The sequence below is a fragment of the Pseudomonas iridis genome (assembly GCF_017980685.1).
Taxonomy (GTDB): domain Bacteria; phylum Pseudomonadota; class Gammaproteobacteria; order Pseudomonadales; family Pseudomonadaceae; genus Aquipseudomonas; species Aquipseudomonas iridis.
In genome coordinates this window covers 1-19,002 of sequence record NZ_JACXXO010000009.1, presented here as the reverse complement: position 1 = coordinate 19,002, position 19,002 = coordinate 1, and the positions used below count along the sequence as shown (strand labels likewise).

The window sequence follows — 19,002 nt, the reverse complement described above, 5'->3', positions numbered from 1 at the left end:
CATCGAAAGTTCTGCAGTGTTGCTCGTTATCATTGAAGCCGGTGTTGAACCATTTGGTGCGCTGTTCGCCCACTATTATAAATATTCTCTGTGAGAGTCTGACGCCTGGCTCTAGATTGTTTGGCAGTGTTTAAAAGGAGTGCCCATGACCGTCAGTACACCGTTGTCCGGCGTCAACCAACCCTTCAAAGGGATCATGCTGATTGTCGTGGCGACCTTCCTGTTCTCCAGTCATGACGCGCTGTCGAAGTACCTCTCCGGGTTTTATCCGATCGTGATGGTGGTGTGGGCACGCTACGTGGTGCACACCCTGCTGATGGCGGGCATTTTTCTGCCGCAATCCGGGTTGCGCGTCCTGCGCACCAAGAAGCCTTTGTGGCAGTTGATCCGCGCACTTTGCCTGCTCGGCACCAGTCTGTTCTTCACCACGGCGCTGATGTACATCCCGCTGGCGGAAGCCACGGCGGTGAACTTCCTGGCGCCGGTGCTGGTGACCGCGTTGTCGGTGCCACTGCTCAAGGAGCGAGTGACCCGTGGTCAATGGATCGCGGTGATTTGCGGTTTTATCGGCGTGCTGATCATCGTCCATCCCGGTGGCGAACTGTTCACGCCGGCTGTTTTGCTGCCGCTGTGCTCGGCGCTGTTTTTCTGCTTCTACCAATTGCTCACTCGCAAGCTCGCCGAAGTCGACAGCCCGACCACCAGCAATTTCTTCGCCGGGTTGTGCAACACGTTGGTGATGAGTGCGCTGGTGCCGTTCTTCTGGCAGGTGCCAACGTTGACTCATGCCGGGCTGATGCTGGCGCTGGGCAGTTGCGGGATGACCGCGCACTTGTTTCTGACCCAGGCGTTCCGCCATGCCGCGCCGGCGTTGTTGGCGCCGTTCGGGTATTGCCAGATTGTGTTTGCGGGGCTGTTGGGCTGGCTGCTGTTCAATCACACGCCGAGCGGGTTGACGGTGATCGGTATTGCGGTGATCTGTTGCAGCGGCCTGGCGGCGGCGTGGCAGCAGAGCCGCAAGTAGCGACACAAAACCCTGTAGGCGCTGCGGCACGCTGCGATCTTTTGATCTTTAACAACGAGATCAACAGATCGCAGCGTGCCGCAGTTCCTACAGGGGGTGGATCACTCGGTGACGGCTGGAATCTTGCGCGGCGCCATGAAGTACATCCACGTCAGCGCGAGGAAGTACATCGCCGGGATCAGGGTGAACAACACGGTGTAGTTGTTGTTGGTGACGGTGAGGATGTGGCCGACGATCTGGGTCATGAACATCCCGCCGATCGCTGCGCACATGCCGCCAAAACCGAACACCGTACTCATCATGTGCTTGGGCGTGTAGTCCATCACCAGGCTCCAGATGTTCGCGGTCCAGGCCTGATGCGCGCCGATGGCCAGCGAGATTGCCGCCACCGCGACCCACAAGTTGGCGGAACCGGCAGCCATGACCACCCCGATGATGCAGCAAGCGAACAGCAACATCGACAGCAACCGCGCCTTGATCGCGTTCATGCCGCGACCGATCAGGAACGAGGACAGAATGCCGCCACCGACACTGCCGAAGTCGGCGGTGACGTAGATGATGATCAACGGGATACCCATCTGGGTCACGTTGATGCCCAGGTTGTATTGCTGATTGAGAAACGGCGGCAACCAGTACAGGTAGAACCAGAACACCGGCGCGGTCAGCGAGTAGGCGAGGGCGAAGGCCCAAGTGCCGCGCATGCGCAGGATTTTCGAGAACGGCACGCGAGCCTGTTCCGGTTCGACTTCCTGCTGGATGTAGTCGAGTTCGGACTGTTTGACGCTCGGGTGATCTTCCGGGTTGAAGTACTTCAAACCCCAGAACAACAGCCAGATCCCGCCCAGTGCCGCCATGCACAGAAACGCCGCCTGCCAGCCCCATACGTGAAGGACCAGTGGCAACAGCATCGGCGTGAACATGGCGCCGACGTTGGTGCCGGCGTTGAAGATGCCGGTGGCGACGGCACGTTCACCGGCGGGAAACCACAGGCGCGTGGTTTTCACGCAGGCCGGGTAGTTCGCCGCTTCCGTCAGGCCAAGGATAAACCGGCAGACCATGAAGCCGACCGCCGAAGTGGCCAGGCCGTGAGCGCCGGTGGCCAGGCTCCAAAGCAGCACGGCGCAGAAGAACACGCGCTTGACGCCGACCCGGTCGATCAGCCGCCCTTGCAGGACAAAACCGATGGCGTAGCCGACCTGAAACCAGAAGTTGATATTGGCGTAATCCATCGCCGTCCAGCTCATTTCCTTGGCGAGGATCGGCTGCATCACGCCGAGGGCGGCGCGGTCGATGTAGTTCAGGGTGGTGGCGAAAAACACCAGCGCCAGCATGCCCCAACGGGTTTTGCCGACCGCCATGGCGCCGCGGATCTTGTCGCCGATGCCACCGGTGGCAGTGCTCATGGCCGGGGCCATGCGGGAAGTCTGTGAAGGAATCATGTGTTCCACCCGTTTTTGGATTTTTTATTTGGTGTTCTTTTGTTGTCGAACACTGCGACCGGTGGTTCATGTCCGGACTCAATGTGCAGTCGATGTTGGGCAGTGGACGAAAAATCGTCAATTCGTCAAACCGCCATTGTGTTCGATAATCGCCCGCAAAACTAACCGGGTAGTACACTTTAAATTGCTGCGCGAGGGGATGCAGCCAATAATTTCACCACGATAAAAATGATCACCCGTCACAAACGGCGCAGTCCGGGAGTTGAAGCATGCAGCGTTCCATTGCCACGGTTTCCTTGAGCGGCACCCTGCCGGAAAAACTCGAAGCTATCGCCGCCGCCGGGTTCGACGGGGTGGAAATCTTCGAAAACGATCTCCTGTACTACGACGGCAGTCCGCGGGAAATTAAACAGATGTGCGCCGATCTCGGCATCGCCATCACCCTGTTCCAGCCGTTCCGTGATTTCGAAGGCTGCCGCCGCGATCGGCTGGCGCGCAATCTGGAGCGGGCGGAGCGCAAGTTCGATCTGATGCAGGAATTGGGTACCGATCTGGTGCTGGTGTGCAGTAACGCCTCGGCCGACAGCGTTGGCGATCAGCAAATTCTGATAGATGACCTGTGGCTTCTGGCGGAGCGCGCCGGGGCACGCGGTTTACGCATCGGTTATGAAGCGCTGGCGTGGGGTCGACACGTAAACACTTATCAACAGGTCTGGGACATCGTGCGTCAGGCCGATCACCCAAGCCTTGGCGTGTTGCTCGACAGCTTCCATACCTTGTCGTTGAAAGGCGATCCGTCTGCCATCGCCGACATTCCCGGCGACAAGATCTTTTTCGTGCAAATGGCTGACGCACCGATCCTGGCAATGGATGTGCTGGAGTGGAGCCGACATTTCCGCTGTTTTCCGGGGCAGGGCGAATTCGATCTGCCGGGCTTCCTCGCGCCGATCATCCAGAGCGGTTACACCGGGCCGCTGTCGCTGGAAATCTTCAACGATGGCTTTCGTGCCGCGCCGCCACGGGCTAACGCGGCCGACGGTTTGCGTTCCTTGTTGTACCTGGAGGAGAAAACTCGGCTGCGCCTGGAGCAGGACGCGACCCCCGTTGCCAATCGCGAAATTCTCTTCGAAACGCCCAAGGCCAGCGAGTACAACGGCGTCGAGTTTCTTGAGTTCGCCGTCGATGAAAGCCTCGGCGCCAAGCTATCGAACTGGCTGGAACGACTCGGTTTCGTCAAGGCTGGGCAGCACCGCTCAAAGAGCGTGAGCCTGCTGCGCCAAGGTGATATCAACCTGATCCTCAATTCTGAACCGTACTCGTTTGCCCACAGTTTCTTCGAGGCCCACGGCCCATCGCTGTGCGCCACCGCCGTGCGAGTCAAGGACAGCGCCAGCGCGCTGGCCCGTGCCGTTGCCTATAAAGGTCAGCCCTATCGCGGGTTGGTCGAGCCGAACGAGCTGGAATTGGCGGCGGTACGCGCGCCGGACGGCAGCCTGATTTATCTGGTGGATGAACAGGCGGATGTCTACGGCACCGACTTCAATCTGCTGCCCGACGCACCGGGACGTGGCGGCCTCAAGCGCATCGATCACATGGCCATGGCATTGCCGGCGGACAGCCTCGACAGTTGGGTGCTGTTTTATAAAAGCCTGCTGGATTTCGAGGCCGACGACGAAGTGGTCCTGCCCGACCCGTATGGTCTGGTGAAGAGCCGTGCGCTGCGCAGTCGCGATAGCTCGATCCGTTTGCCGTTGAACATTTCCGAGAACCGCAACACGGCGATCTCCCGTGCACTGTCGAGCTACCGCGGCTCCGGTGTGCATCACATCGCCTTCGATTGTGATGACATCTTCGCCGAAGTCAGTCGAGCCAAAGAGGCGGGCGTGCCGCTGCTGGATATTCCGCTCAACTACTACGACGATCTCGCCGCGCGTTTTGATTTCGACGACGAATTCCTCAGTGAGCTGGCGTATTACAACGTGCTGTATGACCGCGACGCGCAGGGTGGCGAGCTGTTTCACGTCTACACCGAGCCGTTTGAAGGACGCTTCTTCTTCGAGATCATCCAGCGCAAAAATGGCTATGCCGGGTATGGCGCGGCGAACGTTGCGGTGCGTTTGGCCGCGATGGCCAAATCACGCAGTGGCGCGGTGCGTCATGCGAAGTTGTAGGTAATTCGTAAACGCGGGATTAAACACGGGTCGCGCGGCTTCCTTCACTGTGCGGCTCGGCCCATAATCGCCAGCCTGTGCAGTGATGGCCGTGAGCCCGCAATGACAATAAATTCAGAACTTTCCGCAGCCCCCGTCGAGTCCGTGGCAGAGCCGCGCAAAAGTCGCAAGAACAACCCGGAAAAGACTCGCGAGAACATCTTGCAGGAGGCGATCGTCGAGTTTGTCCAGCAGGGATTGTCCGGTGCCCGCGTCGACGCGATTGCCGAGCGCATCCACACCTCCAAACGCATGATCTATTACTACTTCGGCAGCAAGGAGCAGTTGTACGTCGAGGTGCTGGAGAAACTTTACGGCGATATCCGCAACACCGAAAACCGCCTGCACCTGGCTGAGTTGCCGCCCGTGGTGGCGATTCGGCGGCTGGTCGAGTTCACCTTCGATCATCACGACCGCAACGTCGATTTCGTGCGCATCGTGTGCATCGAAAATATCCACAACGCGGAGTTCGTGAAGCGATCCGACGCGATCAAGGCGATGAACAACACTATTCTCGATTCACTGGGCGAGATTCTGCGCCGGGGTGCCGAGGAGGGTGTATTCCGCGCCGGGCTCGATGCGCTGGATGTGCATTTGTTGATCAGTTCGTTCTGCTTCTATCGCGTGTCGAACCGCCACACGTTCAGTGAGATTTTTCAGATTGATCTGCCGGACGAAAGCATCAAGCAGCGTCATCGCGAGATGATTTGCGATTCGGTGTTGCGCTATCTGCAAGCCTGACACATCAAAAGATCGCAGCCTTCGGCAGCTCCTGGAAAAAACCTGCAGGAGCTGCTGAAGGCTGCGATCTTTTGATCTTTAAATGTCCATACTTTGAAAATGCGCCAGCATCCGCTGCGCATCCGGCACCACGCCGCTGAACAACTCAAACGCCTTCACCGCTTGAAACACCGCCATGTTGCCGCCATCGAGCGTCCGGCAACCCAGTGCGCGGGCGTTACGCAACAATTCGGTTTCCAGCGGGAAATAGACGATTTCCGCCACCCACAATTCCTTGCGCAACAGCTCCACAGGCACCGGCATGCCCGGCAATTTGGCCATACCCATTGGCGTGGTATTCACCAGACCGTCGGCCTGGTTCAGGGTGCTCGACAGCTCATGCCCGGCCGCTGCTCGGCCCCCGCCGAAGTGCTGGTTGAGGTTGTTCGCCAGGTGCTCGGCGCGTTCACTGTCTACGTCGAAAATACTCAAGTGCCGTACACCTTCGCTCAACAGCGCGTGGGCCACTGCCGCGCCAGCGCCACCGGCACCCATCTGGACCACCCGCTCGCGTGCAGCGTCCTTCAAGCCACGGCGAAAACCTTCGGCAAACCCGAGGCAATCGGTGTTGTGGCCGACACGTTTGCCATCCTTCAGTACCACGGTATTCACCGCGCCGATGCCGCGCGCTTCGTCAGACAGTTCGTCGAGCAGCGGGATGATTGCTTGCTTGCACGGAAAGGTGATGTTCAATCCGGTGTAGTTCATCCGTTCGGCGGCCAGTAGCAAGTCGGGCAGGGCGCTGCTATCCATGTGCAGTTGGTCGAGGTCGATCAACCGGTACAGATAACGCAGGCCCTGTGCGTCGCCTTCGTGTTCATGCAGCGCAGGTGTGCGCGAGGCCTGAATGCCGGCCCCGATCAGCCCGGCCAGTATTACGTTTTTGCGAATCATGCCGCGCATCCCTTCAGCCGCCGGCTGAAATGTTCCAGGGCCAGACGATAGCCGTGGCTGCCAAACCCGCACATCACTGCCGTGGCGATGGCAGAAACGAAGGAGTGGTGCCGGAATGCCTCGCGTGCGTGGACATTGGACAGGTGCACTTCGATCACCGGCAGTTCGCTGGCCACCAATGCATCACGAATCGCCACGGAGGTGTGCGTCCAGGCTGCCGGATTGATCACGATCCCGGCGCAACGGCCACGGGCGGCGTGAATCCAGTCGAGCAGTTCGCCTTCGTGATTGGTCTGGCGAAACTCCACGGTCAGGCCGAACTCTTCACCGGCACGACCGCACAGGGCAGAGATGTCAGCGAGGGTTTCGTGGCCGTAAGTTGCTGGCTCACGAGTGCCGAGCAGATTCAGGTTCGGGCCGTTGAGCACCAGAACGATAGGGGGCATGAGAGGAAACTCCACTTATTGTTTTTGGCTTTGGCCGAGGGTTTCGGCCTGTGGAGCTAAAATGTACTAGATGGTTACATGGGTCAATTGAACGCTTGGGTGCTTTGGGTTTTTTGTTCGGTGATCGCACAGATCAAAAGATCGCACCCACAAAAAAGCCGTCATCACGACGGCTTTCCTGTATCCAGCATCTGCAATCAGCGCCGGGTCAGCAGCACACCCGATTCCATGTGATGCGTCCACGGGAACTGGTCGAACAACGCGCACTGGGTAATACGGTGCGTGTCGTGCAACTGGGCGATGTTGGCCGCCAGGGTTTCCGGGTTGCAGGAGATATAAAGGATGTTGTCGAAACGCCGGGTCAGTTCACAGGTGTCCGGGTCCATGCCGGCGCGCGGTGGATCGACGAATACGCTACCGAACTCGTAGCTTTTCAGGTCGATACCCTGCAGGCGACGGAACGGACGCACTTCGTTGAGCGCTTCGGTCAGCTCTTCGGCGGACAAGCGCACCAGTGTGACGTTATCCACAGCGTTTTCGCTTAGGTTGCTCAACGCCGCATTCACCGACGTCTTGCTGATTTCGGTTGCCAGTACTTTACGCACGCGGGTTGCCAGGGGCAGGGTGAAGTTGCCGTTGCCGCAATACAGCTCGAGCAGATCGTCAGGGCGATCGCCCAGCGCTTCGTATGCCCAGTTCAACATCTTCTGGTTCACCGTGCCGTTAGGCTGGGTGAACGCGCCTTCCGGCTGGCGGTAGCTGAAGGTGCGGCCGCCGACTTCAAGTTGCTCGACCACATAATCCTGGCCGAGGACTTCGCGTTTGCCCTTGGAGCGACCGATGATGCTGACGCCCAGGTCCGCCGACAACCGGGTTGCCGCCGCGTGCCAATGCTCGTCCAGCGGACGGTGGTAGCACAGGGTGATCATCGCGTCGCCGGCCAGCGTGGTCAGGAACTCCACCTGAAACAGCTTGTGACTCAACGCCGAGCTCGCCTGCCACGCCGCCTTCAATTGCGGCATCAACTGGTTGATGCGCAGGCTGGCAATCGGGAACTCTTCGATGAGGATCGGCGTGCGCTTGTCATCCTGGGAGAACATCGCGTAATGCCGCTCACCGCCCTCGCGCCACAGGCGGAATTCAGCGCGCAGGCGGAAGTTCGCGAGCGGCGAGTCGAACACGGTCGGTTCGGGCGCATCGAACGGCGCCAGCAGATCACGCAGACGCGTGACCTTGGCTTCCAGTTGTTCGGCGTAAGCTTTGGAATCGAAAGTCATGCGTTGAACCAACCCAACTTGATCACGAACAGAATCGACAGAATCACCAGCGCCGGGTTCAGCTCACGAGCGCGGCCCGACAGCAGTTTGATCGCGGTCCAGGAGATGAAGCCAAACGCGATGCCGTTGGCGATCGAGTAAGTGAATGGCATGGCCAGCGCAGTCACGACGACCGGCGCGGCGACGGTGATGTCATCCCAGTCTATTTCCGCCAGGCCCGAAGTCATCAACACGGCGACGAACAGCAGCGCCGGTGCAGTGGCGAAAGCCGGAACGCTGGACGCCAGTGGCGAGAAGAACAACGCCAGCAGGAACAGAATCGCCACGACGATGGCCGTCAGACCGGTACGGCCACCAGCACTTACGCCTGCAGCGGATTCGATGTAACTGGTGGTGGTCGAGGTGCCCAGCAGCGAACCGGCCATGGCCGCGGTGCTGTCGGCGATCAGTGCGCGACCCATTTTCGGCATGTGGCCGTCCTTGCCCATCAGGCCGGCGCGCTTGGCAACGCCGATCAGGGTGCCGGAGTTGTCGAACAGGTCGACGAACAGGAAGGCGAAGATCACGCTGACCAGACCGATGTCCAGCGCGCCTTTGATGTCCAGTTGCAGAAAGGTCGGCGCCAGCGAAGGCGGCATCGAGGTAATGCCGCCGAACGGGGTGAAGCCCATGGCGATCGAGGTGAGAGTCACCGCCAGAATGCCGATCAGCACGGCACCGCGCACTTTCAGCGCTTCGAGGGCGACGATCAGGGCGAAGCCGAGGGTGGCGAGGATGGGTGCAGGTTGTTTCAGGTCACCGAGGCCCACCATGGTCGCCGGGTTGCTGACCACGATGCCGGCGTTGTGCAGGGCAATCAGCGCCAGGAACAGGCCGATACCGGCAGCAATTGCCGAACGCAGGGGCAGCGGGATGCTGTTGATGATCCATTCGCGAATGCGGAAGATCGACAACAGGAAGAACAGCACTGCGGAAATGAACACTGCACCCAGCGCCACTTGCCAGGTGTGGCCCATGTGCAGCACGACGGTGTAGGTGAAGAAGGCGTTCAGACCCATGCCCGGTGCGAGGGCGATCGGGTAGTTGGCGATCAGACCCATCACCGCCGAGCCGATGGCGGCTGCCAGACAGGTGGCGACGAACAGCGCGCCCTTGTCCATACCGGTCTCGCCGAGAATGCTCGGGTTGACGAACAGAATGTAGGCCATGGCCAGGAAAGTCGTGATGCCCGCCAGAATCTCGGTCCGCACGTTGGTGTTGTGTGCCTTGAGTTGAAACAGCCTTTCCAGCATGTCCGCTCCCCGTGGCGCGCGTGGCGCCGTGAATGTATCGACCTCAACAGCAAAGCACAGACCGTCGCAAGCGCCTGGGAAATTGTGGTGGGCCGGAAAAAGCCGCGCATCATACCAGCAGCGTGAGGAATATGGCGGATGTTGGTGTCGATCGTCGGCGAAGTTTTGCGCTGTGGTCAACTGCGCCATACTGCGCGCAGATTTTTGGTGATGGGGGAAGCATGAACAAGTGTCGGTTTAAAGCTTTTGGATTGATCGCAGGCCTGATGGTCGGGACGTCGGCAGTGTGGGCCGCTTCGGCGCCGCCCTTGTCGCAAGTCAAAGTCATCAAGGTGCAGTCCTCGGCCTGCGGCCTTGAAGACATTGCCGATGGTCAGGCGCAAACCCAGTGCAATCACAGCGGCGCGAGCATCAAGGTCTACGTGCTGGAAGTGGGTTATGGCCAGAACCAGCCGCAGGCTGCGCTGGACGGTTTCGAAGTGAACGGCACTCGGGCCCCGGTCTGTGCCTTTGATACCGGCAATCTGACTGAATGCACGCCCGGCAGCAAAACCGTCGGCTCTCTTTATACCTTCGATCTGGCGGGCAAGCAGGAAGGCTCGTTCACCTTCAGCAACACCTCGATCAACGCTCCGCGCAACACAATGTCGACGCAGCTTTACATCAAGTAACGGCTGTTGCTGCGCGATCCGGGCGAAGCTGACTACGCTTTGAAGATCACCCAGCGGAAAGCGCCCATGACCTTTAGAGCCCTGATTACCCTCGCCGAGGGCATCGATGATTTGCACAGCGTGACCCTGATCGACGTACTGCGCCGCGCCGGCATCGAAGTGATGGCGGCCAGCATCGAGGGCCGCCGCATGCTGACCTGCGCCCGTGGCACGCGCCTCACCGCTGACGGCATGTTGGTTGATGTGCTGGCGCAGACCTTCGACCTGATCGTCCTGCCCGGCGGTGCCGTCGGTTCACAACACCTGGCGGCGCATCAACCGCTGCAACAATTGCTCAAGGATCAGGCCAGTGCCGGACGCCTGTTCGCCGCCATCGCCGAAGCCCCGGCTGTCGCCCTGCAAGCCTTCGGTGTCTTGCGCCAGCGACGCATGACCTGCCTGCCGACCGCCAGCCATCAATTGTCGGGTTGCACGTTTGTTGATCAACCCGTTGTCGTCGACGGCAACTGCATCACCGCCCAAGGCTCCGGCGCCGCGCTGGAGTTTGCACTGACGCTGGTCGAGCAATTGGGCGGCAAGGCGTTACGGGCGAAAGTGGCGGGGGAGTTGGTGGTTTGAATAGCTTCAAACCTTCACCTCTTCCACCGGCACATGCATCCGGTCGCGGTTAGCCAGCGTCGGGAACAGTTTGATCCACGTCCCGGTCACCACCAGCGTGCCGATGCCGCCCATGACCACCGCCGGCACGGTGCCGAACCAGTGGGCGGTGACGCCGGATTCGAATTCGCCCAACTGGTTCGAGGCGCCGATGAACAGGCCGTTGACCGCGCTGACCCGGCCGCGCATTTCGTCCGGGGTTTCCAGTTGCACGAAGGAGGCGCGGATCACCATGCTGATCATGTCCGCCGCGCCGAGTACCACCAGCACGGCCAGCGAGAACCAGAACGAGGTCGACAGGCCGAAGGCAATGGTCGCGACGCCGAAGATGCCTACCGCGGTGAACATCACGCGGCCGACGTTACGCTCCACGGCAAAGCGCGCGAGGAACAGCGACATCCCCAGCGCGCCGACTGCCGGCGCCGAACGCAGCAGGCCTAGGCCCCACGGGCCGGTCAGCAAAATATCCTTGGCGAACACCGGCAGCAGCGCCGTGGCGCCACCAAGCAGCACCGCGAACAGATCCAGAGAAATCGCACCGAGAATGTCCGGGCGGCTACGGATGAAGCGAATCCCCGCCAGCAGTGAATCCAGCGTGGCTTTGCCTTTGTTCAACGGTGTCTGACGGGCCGGCAGGTTGAGCATCAATGTGCAGGCAATCACGTACAGGAGCACGGTCGGGCCATAGACCCAGACGCTGCCAAACGCGTAGAGCAGGCCGCCAAGCGCCGGGGCAACAATGGTTGCCGACTGCTGCGCCGATTGCGCCGCCGCGACGGCCCGGGGGAACAGCGCACTGGGCACGATGCTCGGCAACAGCGCCTGAGTGGTCGGCATCTCGAACGAGCGCGCCGCGCCGAGCAGGAAGGCGAGGATGAAGATCAGTTCGCGGGTGACGTGATCGGTGGCACTGCCAATCGCCAGCGCAAGCGCAATCAACGCCTGCAACGACTGACAGATGGCCGCGACCTTGCGTCGATCGTAGCGGTCGGCGACGTGTCCGGTGTGCAGCATGAACAGTACGCGCGGGGCGAATTCGACCAGGCCGACCAGCCCCAGATCGAGGACGTTGCCGGTCAGTTGATAGAGGTTCCAGCCGATGGCCACGGTGAGCATCTGGAAACCGCTGGCGGTGAAAATCCGTGCGAACCAGAACGCCAGGAACGGACGATGATGACGTAACAGCAAGGGCTCTTGGCTGGGCATCTGAAGGCAGGTCTGGCTCGAGGGGAACCGCAAGATTATCACCAGTCTGTAACAGGAAGTTGCTATGACAAAAAAATCAGTTAGCCAGACATCGATCTTGACCGTTGCCTGACGGCGTGTGGCGAGGGGAGGCGTCGCAAAGGGTTGCTGCGGCAGTGAGGCAACTTGTCACGCGGCAAACGACCACGCAGTTCTCCGTCGGAAATGGGACTACTCTTTCAACGTTGCTTGATCCAGATCAATACCCTCCCGGGCCATGCTCTGGTGGCCCGTTGGCCAGACTCCCTGCGTTGCGATGGTTGTAAAAAAAGAACGAATCGGAATTCGCCGCACTCCATATCCGTGGGGGCAGTAGGTGCAGGGGCCACAAGCCCCGACACCGGTATTACCTGACAGAGGAAGACTTATGTTCGGTTTAGAGGCACTCGATCTCGCCCGAATTCAGTTCGCGTTCACCATCTCGTTCCACATCCTGTTCCCGGCCATCACCATCGGCCTGGCGAGTTACCTTGCGGTGCTCGAAGGCTTGTGGCTGAAAACCCATAACGACACCTACCGTGACCTTTACCACTTCTGGTCGAAGATATTTGCGGTCAACTTCGGCATGGGCGTGGTTTCCGGGCTGGTTATGGCCTATCAGTTCGGCACCAACTGGAGCCGCTTTTCGGATTTCGCCGGTGCTGTTACGGGACCGCTGCTGACCTATGAAGTGCTCACGGCATTCTTCCTTGAAGCCGGTTTCCTGGGCGTGATGCTGTTCGGCTGGAACAAGGTCGGCCGCGGATTGCACTTTTTCTCCACGGTGATGGTGGCGGTCGGTACGTTGATTTCGACCTTCTGGATTCTGGCCTCCAACAGCTGGATGCAGACCCCGCAAGGTTTCGAAATCATCAACGGTCAGGTGATCCCCACCGACTGGTTTGCAATCATCTTCAACCCGTCATTCCCTTACCGTCTGATGCACATGGCGACTGCGGCGTTTGTTGCGACGGCATTTTTCGTCGGCTCCTCAGCGGCCTGGCACTTGCTGCGCGGCAAGGACAATCCGGCGATCCGCACCATGCTGTCGATGGCAATGTGGATGGCGCTGATTGTCGCGCCGATCCAGGCTGTCATCGGTGATTTCCACGGTCTCAACACCCTCAAGCATCAACCGGCAAAAATCGCCGCGATTGAAGGCCACTGGGAAAACAAGGGTGACGAAGCAACACCCCTGATCCTGTTCGGCTGGCCGGACATGAAGGAAGAGAGAACCAAGTTTGCCGTGGAGATTCCGTATCTCGGCAGCCTGATTCTCACGCACTCGCTGGATAAGCAAGTACCGGCGCTCAAGGACTTCCCGCCCGAAGACCGGCCGAATTCGACCATCGTGTTCTGGTCGTTCCGGATCATGGTCGGCCTTGGATTGCTTATGATTTTCACCGGCCTGTGGAGTCTGTGGCTGCGCAAGCGCGACACGCTCTACACCTCGCGTCCGTTTCTTTATCTGGCGCTGTGGATGGGGCCGTCCGGTCTGATTGCGATCCTCGCAGGCTGGTTTACCACCGAGATCGGCCGCCAGCCGTGGGTGGTTTACGGGCTGATGCGCACGGCTGATGCGTCTTCCAATCACAGCTTCGCGCAGATGAGCATCACGCTGATCATGTTTGTGGTGGTGTATTTCGCGCTGTTCGGTGCCGGTCTCGGCTACATGATGCGCCTGGTGCGCAAGGGGCCGAAGATCAGCGAGGGTCAGGAAACACCGGATGGTGGGCCTGGCAAGAAACGCACACCGGCCCGTCCGTTGTCCGCAGCCGACGATTCGTCCGATGCCGACCACGGCGACGACGTCACCCTGACCAAGGAGATTTGACTCATGGGTATTGATCTTCCGCTGATCTGGGCCGTGATCATCATCTTCGGCATCATGATGTACGTGGTCATGGACGGCTTCGACCTGGGCATCGGGATCCTCTTCCCGTTCATCCCGGGCAAGGTCGACCGTGACGTGATGATGAACACCGTCGCTCCGGTCTGGGACGGTAACGAAACCTGGCTGGTGCTCGGCGGTGCGGCGCTGTTTGGCGCCTTCCCGCTGGCGTATTCGGTGGTGTTGTCGGCGTTGTACCTGCCGCTGATCTTCATGCTGATCGGTTTGATTTTCCGCGGCGTGGCGTTCGAGTTTCGCTTCAAGGCCAAGGACGACAAGCGCCACCTGTGGGACAAGGCATTCATCGGTGGTTCGGTGGCCGCGACGTTCTTTCAGGGCGTGGCGCTCGGGGCGTTCATCGATGGACTGCCGGTGGTCAATCGGCAGTTTGCCGGTGGTTCACTGGATTGGCTGACGCCGTTCACAATGTTCTGCGGCGCGGCGCTGGTGGTGGCTTACGCATTGCTCGGCTGTACGTGGCTGATCATGAAGACCGAAGGCAAGCTGCAAGAGCAGATGCATAACCTCGCACGGCCTCTGGCCTTCGTGCTGCTGGCGGTGATGGGTGTCGTCAGTCTCTGGACGCCGCTGGCCCACCCGGACATTGCGACGCGCTGGTTCAGCATGCCGAACGTGTTCTGGTTCATGCCGGTGCCGATTCTGGTGCTGGTGACGATGTACGGCTTGATCCGCGCCGTGGCGCGTAACGCCAACTACATGCCGTTCCTGCTGACGCTGGTGCTGATTTTCCTCGGCTACAGCGGTCTCGGTATCAGCCTGTGGCCGAACATCGTGCCGCCGTCGATCTCGATCTGGGACGCCGCCGCACCGCCGCAAAGTCAGGGCTTCATGCTGGTCGGCACGCTGTTCATCATCCCGTTCATCCTGGGTTACACCTTCTGGAGCTACTACGTGTTCCGCGGCAAGGTTACCCATGAAGACGGTTATCACTAGAACTGTAGGAGCGGGCTTGTTCCGGGCGGTGTTCCGACGATGGCGTCGGCGGCGCTATTGAGCTAACGGAGGATCGATGCAATGACTGGCAAACATTCCCTGCACGACATTAAAGAAGCCGAAAAAAAGCCGCTGTGGCAGCGGCTCGGCTGGTTGGCCATGATCTGGGTTGGTAGCGTCGGCGCACTGTTTATCGTCGCGAGCCTGATGCGCATGTTCATGAACGCCGCAGGTCTGACCACTCACTGAAATATCCAGTCGCCTTCAAGGCACGGTTTTGAAACCCTCCGGACGGAGGGTTTTTTCTGCCTGGCGTTTTACTTGCGGGCTTTGAGAATCACGAATTTCGGTGTGTTCGCCACTTGTTCGACACCGCGGAACAGTCGCGCCAGTTTGCTGTGATAGCCCAGATGGCGGTTGCCGACGATGTACAACGCACCGCCCACCACCAACGCTTCGCGCGCTTGTTGAAACATGCGCCAGGCCAGGAAATCACCGACCACTTGCTGCTGATGGAACGGCGGATTACACAGCACCACGTCCAGCGATTGCGCTTCCTGGCCTGCCAGGCCATCGCCGGCACGCACGATCACGTCGCGATCACCAAGTGCTGCGCGCCAGTTCTCGGCAGCCGACTGCACCGCCATGAATGATTCGTCGACCAGCGTGTAGTGCGCGTCGGGGTTTTGCAGGGCGCTGGCAATTGCCAGCACACCGTTGCCGCAGCCAAGGTCGGCGACCCGTGCACTGCCAAGGTTCTTGGGCAGATGCGGGAGAAAGGCGCGGGTGCCGATGTCCAGGCCTTCTCGGCAGAATACGTTGGCGTGGTTGATCAGTTCGATGGCCGGCGCGTCGAGACGATAACGCGAAGGGTAGGGCGACACCGCCGGTTCTTTCGCTTCAGGGGTGGCAATCAACAGGCGTGCTTTTTTTACTGCCAGTGATGCCTGTACCGGGCCAATGTAACGTTCCAGCAAATCGCCTGCAGCGCGTGGCAGATGTTTAACCATGGCGGCGGCGATCACTTCTGCGCCGGGCGCCAGTTGCCCTTGCAGGCGAATCAGTTGTTCTTCCAGCAAGGCCAGGGTTTTCGGTACGCGGATCAGTACTCGGTCGAACGGCCCGACCAAGGGCTCGCTCGCCGGGATCCCCTGGATCGCATCGAAGGCCTGGCCATTGCGCAGCAGATTCTTTTCCAGGCCCTGAAAACCCAGAAATGAATCGCCGCTGCTGCTGACTTCAACCTTGCCCAGCAAACTGGCGGCCAACGCGCCGAAGCTGTCGTTGAGCACCAGTACCCGTGTGCCGGCCACCGGTTGCTGCGCCGCCAGGTAATTGAGCAAATATTCATCGGCCGCGTCGAAAGCTTGCAGCGGTTCATTTTGCTGTTCGGGCTGGCGAATCAGGTCGAGTTGGGCGAAGGGCGTGTCAAACAAAGGCATGGGGCGGGGACTCAGGGTGGTCAAGGTGTGTTCCGCGGCTGGGTCTCTTGCGGCGGAACCCTACCCAGTGGACAGCGACTCTGACAGACAGCGTCATCACTCGGGAAGGGCCTGAATGGTACGTTTTTTTCCAGCGCAATACCCGTAAGTTTTGAAGGACGCCAAGCGGCGGTGTCAAATAATGCCGGCTCTGGCAGCGGCGATTACCGCAGAAATCTTGTTGCAGACGTTGAGTTTCTCAATCACGTTTTGTACGTGATAGTTAACGGTGCGCTCGCTCAGGCTGAGGATTTTTGAAATTTCATAGGCGGTTTTTCCGCCAGCCGACAATTGCAGAATCTCCAGTTCTCGTGGCGAAAGATGCGGCTGGCCGGGCTTCATCGACTGCTTTGGCAGCGTACGAGCAAACAATTCGCTCAAATGACTGGCTGCATAAAAGATGTACCCAAAATGCTCATACAGTTCGAGTGGGCTGATAGGGCAGTGTTTGCGCGCCAGGCTGAGGATGCTGCACAAGCCGCTTTCCTTATGATGGAAAGATTGCGACCAGCCATGTTGCAGGCCTTGTTCCTGCAACGCTTGCCACACATGTGGAGCCTTCTCATACAGTGTTTCATTCCAGACAATCGGCATCATCGAGTGGTTGCAGTGTGCCATTATCGGATCAATTGAACTGAATTTCCTTTGTTCATACTGCCTGTTCCATTCTTCGGGGTAGTTATTGATTTGCAAGGTGTTTAGTGACGTAACCTGTTGCGGCATTGCAACGCTTACTGCACAAAAGTTAAAGCCAAGATTTTCGGCAAATCTGAGCAGTATCGGATACGCAGTATCGATGCCCTTGGCGAAAGTCAGCTGCTTCAACTGCGATTCCTTCCACGTTTCCATTAGAAATACTCCCTCCAATTTCTGTAGTGCTTTCTGGATCCAATCCAATCTGCACGAAAACGAGTGTAGGATGTTTCCCACGTTATGCTCTGATTATTTTGCTCTTTGAACGAGTGATTACTTGAATGGCCGGTTATTAAGTACAGAGTGTTTTATATGTGATTTATCATTGTTACGAAATTTTTCTCTCCCACACGTAATGGAAGAGTGCACGCGCATTATCCCAAGGGCAGGCATCCTGATATCACTACAAATCAGAGGTATTTAAGCAGACGACTTTGCGCGAGACTGTTGGTTAACCGTTGAATGGAGTGCCCAATGACTGCCAACACAGACAAATTCACCCATCAGACCTTGCTTGACGTGCAACCGTTGACGCCCAATCTGTTCACTTTGCGTACCACCCGTGATGCGGGTTTTCGCTTTCGTGCCGGTCAGTTCGCGCGACTCGGTGTCATCAAGGCTGATGGCAGCACGGTGTGGCGCGCCTACTCCATGGTCTCTTCACCGTTTGACGAGTTTCTTGAGTTCTTTTCTATCGTGGTACCTGGAGGCGAGTTCACCAGTGAGCTGAGTCGACTGGAGGTCGGCGATACCTTGATGGTTGAACGCCAGGCCTATGGCTATCTGACCCTTGATCGTTTCGTCGACGGGCGCGATTTGTGGCTGTTGTCGACAGGCACGGGGGTGGCGCCTTTCCTGTCGATCCTTCAGGATTTCGAGGTCTGGGAAAAATTCGACAGGATCATTCTTGTGTACAGCGTCAGGGAAGCGCGCGAACTGGCTTACCAGTCGTTGATCGCCGAACTGGCACAGCGTGATTATCTGGCGGAGCACATCCACAAGCTGCAGTACATTCCTACTGTCACTCGCCAGACGCATCCCGGTGCGCTGAACGGGCGGATCACGACGCTGATCGAGAACGGTGAGCTGGAACGCGCTGCCGGTGTGGAACTGTCTGCCGAACACTCGCGCGTCATGCTGTGTGGCAATCCGCAGATGATCGACGACACGCGTGCCTTGCTCAAACAGCGGCACATGAGCCTGAGCCTTGCTCGGCGGCCTGGCCAGGTGGCGGTGGAAAACTACTGGTAAACGAACGGCGCCTCGCGGGCGCCGTTTTTTTTTGGTGTGGCCGATTCAGGGCTGATTGTTCTGAGCCTTGAGCAAATCGCGGATCTCGCCCAGCAATTCCTCTTCTTTGGTCGGAACCGGTGGCAGGCTAGGCGCAACGGCTTCTTCGCGCTTGAGACGGTTGATGGCTTTGACACCCATGAAAATCGCGAAAGCAACGATCACGAAGTCCAAAACGGTTTGGAGGAACTTGCCGTACGCGAGCATCACCGCAGGCGCATCGCCCTGAGCCGCTTTCAACGTAATGGCCAGATCACTGAAGTCCACTCCGCCGATCAGCAGGCCGATTGGCGGCATGATTACGTCACCGACAAAGGATGAAACGATTTTGCCGAAGGCGGCACCGATGATGATACCGACGGCCATGTCGACCACATTGCCTTTGACCGCGAAGGCCTTGAACTCGTTAAGCACGCCCATAGGTTATTTCCTTGTTACAGATGAGTTTGGTGTTGGCAGTGTAAATCAGTAAAACGCTTACTGCGCGAAACACCTTCTTACAATGCACATTTTTATCGACACATGAATAGACGATTAGTTTTCAAAGTGCCACTAATCGCGCGCGATTTACGCCATAACCACATGACTGGGAAGGAATTTTTTTCAATCATTGCGTTACGTTCTTTCTATTTATTTTCAGCGTTGCGGGCCTCTAGGGAAGGTCTGAAGTACCCACCGATTTTTGAGGCCCTCGCTGCTTGAGGTTCAAAAAATCCAAGTCGGCCGAAAAACAGACCCTTCTTGTCTTTAATTCACGGCTCTTTCCTCTGATCGTGCTG

Annotated in this window: 18 protein-coding genes; 9 read left to right on the top strand and 9 right to left on the bottom strand. The window is 58.7% G+C overall.

All coding sequences use genetic code 11. The features are described from left to right. Positions 1–145: 145 nt before the first annotated feature. Positions 146–1,024, top strand: coding sequence for a DMT family transporter (locus tag IEQ42_RS16025; RefSeq protein ID WP_047303516.1), 879 nt, complete (start codon positions 146–148; stop codon positions 1,022–1,024). A 101-nt stretch (positions 1,025–1,125) separates the two neighbouring features. Here the strand turns inward: IEQ42_RS16025 and IEQ42_RS16020 are convergent, their stop codons facing one another. Next, the gene (locus tag IEQ42_RS16020) at positions 1,126–2,463 is read right to left on the bottom strand and encodes an MFS transporter (RefSeq protein WP_210704149.1); all 1,338 of its coding nucleotides are present in this window, start codon (positions 2,461–2,463) and stop codon (positions 1,126–1,128) included. A 269-nt stretch (positions 2,464–2,732) separates the two neighbouring features. On the opposite strand from IEQ42_RS16020, the gene quiC reads away from it, so the two are divergent. Then, positions 2,733–4,634: a 3-dehydroshikimate dehydratase QuiC gene (gene quiC, locus IEQ42_RS16015; RefSeq protein WP_210704148.1), complete on the top strand. Its 1,902-nt coding sequence runs from the start codon at positions 2,733–2,735 to the stop codon at positions 4,632–4,634. Positions 4,635–4,736: 102 nt separating this feature from the next. Next, positions 4,737–5,414 (top strand): TetR/AcrR family transcriptional regulator, encoded by a 678-nt coding sequence (locus tag IEQ42_RS16010; protein WP_150595276.1) that lies wholly within the window; start codon positions 4,737–4,739, stop codon positions 5,412–5,414. Positions 5,415–5,492: 78 nt separating this feature from the next. Here IEQ42_RS16010 and IEQ42_RS16005 read toward each other — a convergent pair whose 3' ends face one another. The 4 genes from IEQ42_RS16005 to IEQ42_RS15990 all read right to left on the bottom strand — a co-directional run bounded on the left by IEQ42_RS16005 (position 5,493) and on the right by IEQ42_RS15990 (position 9,362). Then, entirely contained in the window at positions 5,493–6,347 is an 855-nt protein-coding gene (locus IEQ42_RS16005) for a shikimate dehydrogenase (protein ID WP_210704147.1), read from the bottom strand. Continuing rightward, a complete protein-coding gene (gene aroQ, locus IEQ42_RS16000; protein WP_210704146.1) occupies positions 6,344–6,793 on the bottom strand; it encodes a type II 3-dehydroquinate dehydratase in 450 nt (149 codons plus the stop codon). Before aroQ ends, IEQ42_RS16005 begins: the two co-directional genes overlap by 4 nt. A gap of 197 nt (positions 6,794–6,990) precedes the next feature. Next, on the bottom strand, positions 6,991–8,070 hold the full coding sequence (gene trmA, locus IEQ42_RS15995) for a tRNA (uridine(54)-C5)-methyltransferase TrmA (protein WP_210704145.1): 1,080 nt from the start codon (positions 8,068–8,070) through the stop codon (positions 6,991–6,993). Continuing rightward, entirely contained in the window at positions 8,067–9,362 is a 1,296-nt protein-coding gene (locus IEQ42_RS15990) for an NCS2 family permease (protein ID WP_042561184.1), read from the bottom strand. Before IEQ42_RS15990 ends, trmA begins: the two co-directional genes overlap by 4 nt. A 221-nt stretch (positions 9,363–9,583) precedes the next feature. On the opposite strand from IEQ42_RS15990, the gene IEQ42_RS15985 reads away from it, so the two are divergent. Both IEQ42_RS15985 and IEQ42_RS15980 read left to right on the top strand, forming a co-directional pair. Continuing rightward, the gene (locus IEQ42_RS15985; RefSeq protein WP_210704144.1) at positions 9,584–10,033 is read left to right on the top strand and encodes a DUF4879 domain-containing protein; all 450 of its coding nucleotides are present in this window, start codon (positions 9,584–9,586) and stop codon (positions 10,031–10,033) included. A gap of 66 nt (positions 10,034–10,099) precedes the next feature. Further along, positions 10,100–10,651, top strand: a complete 552-nt coding sequence (locus IEQ42_RS15980) for a DJ-1 family glyoxalase III (protein ID WP_210704143.1) — start codon at positions 10,100–10,102, stop codon at positions 10,649–10,651. Positions 10,652–10,657: 6 nt separating this feature from the next. On the opposite strand, the gene IEQ42_RS15975 is transcribed toward IEQ42_RS15980, so the two are convergent. Beyond that, positions 10,658–11,896: an MFS transporter gene (locus IEQ42_RS15975; RefSeq protein WP_042561182.1), complete on the bottom strand. Its 1,239-nt coding sequence runs from the start codon at positions 11,894–11,896 to the stop codon at positions 10,658–10,660. A 406-nt stretch (positions 11,897–12,302) separates the two neighbouring features. Here IEQ42_RS15975 and IEQ42_RS15970 point away from each other — a divergent pair, with 406 nt between their 5' ends. From IEQ42_RS15970 to IEQ42_RS15960, 3 genes are all read left to right on the top strand, one after another. Then, a complete protein-coding gene (locus IEQ42_RS15970; RefSeq protein ID WP_150595283.1) occupies positions 12,303–13,748 on the top strand; it encodes a cytochrome ubiquinol oxidase subunit I in 1,446 nt (481 codons plus the stop codon). A 3-nt stretch (positions 13,749–13,751) separates the two neighbouring features. Next, entirely contained in the window at positions 13,752–14,759 is a 1,008-nt protein-coding gene (cydB, locus tag IEQ42_RS15965) for a cytochrome d ubiquinol oxidase subunit II (RefSeq protein WP_210704142.1), read from the top strand. A gap of 81 nt (positions 14,760–14,840) precedes the next feature. Beyond that, a complete protein-coding gene (locus IEQ42_RS15960; RefSeq protein WP_150595284.1) occupies positions 14,841–15,008 on the top strand; it encodes a DUF2474 domain-containing protein in 168 nt (55 codons plus the stop codon). A gap of 68 nt (positions 15,009–15,076) precedes the next feature. Here the strand turns inward: IEQ42_RS15960 and IEQ42_RS15955 are convergent, their stop codons facing one another. Both IEQ42_RS15955 and IEQ42_RS15950 read right to left on the bottom strand, forming a co-directional pair. Continuing rightward, positions 15,077–16,201: a methyltransferase gene (locus IEQ42_RS15955; protein ID WP_210704141.1), complete on the bottom strand. Its 1,125-nt coding sequence runs from the start codon at positions 16,199–16,201 to the stop codon at positions 15,077–15,079. 174 nt (positions 16,202–16,375) lie between these two features. Then, positions 16,376–17,089: an autoinducer binding domain-containing protein gene (locus tag IEQ42_RS15950; protein WP_210704140.1), complete on the bottom strand. Its 714-nt coding sequence runs from the start codon at positions 17,087–17,089 to the stop codon at positions 16,376–16,378. Between the two features lie 318 nt (positions 17,090–17,407). Here IEQ42_RS15950 and IEQ42_RS15945 point away from each other — a divergent pair, with 318 nt between their 5' ends. After that, positions 17,408–18,184, top strand: coding sequence for a ferredoxin--NADP reductase (locus tag IEQ42_RS15945; RefSeq protein WP_210704139.1), 777 nt, complete (start codon positions 17,408–17,410; stop codon positions 18,182–18,184). Between the two features lie 45 nt (positions 18,185–18,229). Here IEQ42_RS15945 and mscL read toward each other — a convergent pair whose 3' ends face one another. Then, a complete protein-coding gene (gene mscL, locus IEQ42_RS15940) occupies positions 18,230–18,643 on the bottom strand; it encodes a large-conductance mechanosensitive channel protein MscL (RefSeq protein WP_042561176.1) in 414 nt (137 codons plus the stop codon). Positions 18,644–19,002: the final 359 nt, after the last annotated feature.

Excerpts from the sequence above, each read along its gene's own strand:
- IEQ42_RS16025 (WP_047303516.1), top strand. The coding sequence starts at position 146 with ATGACCGTCAGTACACCGTTGTCCGGCGTCAACCAACCCTTCAAAGGG.
- IEQ42_RS16020 (WP_210704149.1), bottom strand. The coding sequence starts at position 2,463 with ATGATTCCTTCACAGACTTCCCGCATGGCCCCGGCCATGAGCACTGCC.
- quiC (WP_210704148.1), top strand. The coding sequence starts at position 2,733 with ATGCAGCGTTCCATTGCCACGGTTTCCTTGAGCGGCACCCTGCCGGAA.
- IEQ42_RS16010 (WP_150595276.1), top strand. The coding sequence starts at position 4,737 with ATGACAATAAATTCAGAACTTTCCGCAGCCCCCGTCGAGTCCGTGGCA.
- IEQ42_RS16005 (WP_210704147.1), bottom strand. The coding sequence starts at position 6,347 with ATGATTCGCAAAAACGTAATACTGGCCGGGCTGATCGGGGCCGGCATT.
- aroQ (WP_210704146.1), bottom strand. The coding sequence starts at position 6,793 with ATGCCCCCTATCGTTCTGGTGCTCAACGGCCCGAACCTGAATCTGCTC.
- trmA (WP_210704145.1), bottom strand. The coding sequence starts at position 8,070 with ATGACTTTCGATTCCAAAGCTTACGCCGAACAACTGGAAGCCAAGGTC.
- IEQ42_RS15990 (WP_042561184.1), bottom strand. The coding sequence starts at position 9,362 with ATGCTGGAAAGGCTGTTTCAACTCAAGGCACACAACACCAACGTGCGG.
- IEQ42_RS15985 (WP_210704144.1), top strand. The coding sequence starts at position 9,584 with ATGAACAAGTGTCGGTTTAAAGCTTTTGGATTGATCGCAGGCCTGATG.
- IEQ42_RS15980 (WP_210704143.1), top strand. The coding sequence starts at position 10,100 with ATGACCTTTAGAGCCCTGATTACCCTCGCCGAGGGCATCGATGATTTG.
- IEQ42_RS15975 (WP_042561182.1), bottom strand. The coding sequence starts at position 11,896 with ATGCCCAGCCAAGAGCCCTTGCTGTTACGTCATCATCGTCCGTTCCTG.
- IEQ42_RS15970 (WP_150595283.1), top strand. The coding sequence starts at position 12,303 with ATGTTCGGTTTAGAGGCACTCGATCTCGCCCGAATTCAGTTCGCGTTC.
- cydB (WP_210704142.1), top strand. The coding sequence starts at position 13,752 with ATGGGTATTGATCTTCCGCTGATCTGGGCCGTGATCATCATCTTCGGC.
- IEQ42_RS15960 (WP_150595284.1), top strand. The coding sequence starts at position 14,841 with ATGACTGGCAAACATTCCCTGCACGACATTAAAGAAGCCGAAAAAAAG.
- IEQ42_RS15955 (WP_210704141.1), bottom strand. The coding sequence starts at position 16,201 with ATGCCTTTGTTTGACACGCCCTTCGCCCAACTCGACCTGATTCGCCAG.
- IEQ42_RS15950 (WP_210704140.1), bottom strand. The coding sequence starts at position 17,089 with ATGGAAACGTGGAAGGAATCGCAGTTGAAGCAGCTGACTTTCGCCAAG.
- IEQ42_RS15945 (WP_210704139.1), top strand. The coding sequence starts at position 17,408 with ATGACTGCCAACACAGACAAATTCACCCATCAGACCTTGCTTGACGTG.
- mscL (WP_042561176.1), bottom strand. The coding sequence starts at position 18,643 with ATGGGCGTGCTTAACGAGTTCAAGGCCTTCGCGGTCAAAGGCAATGTG.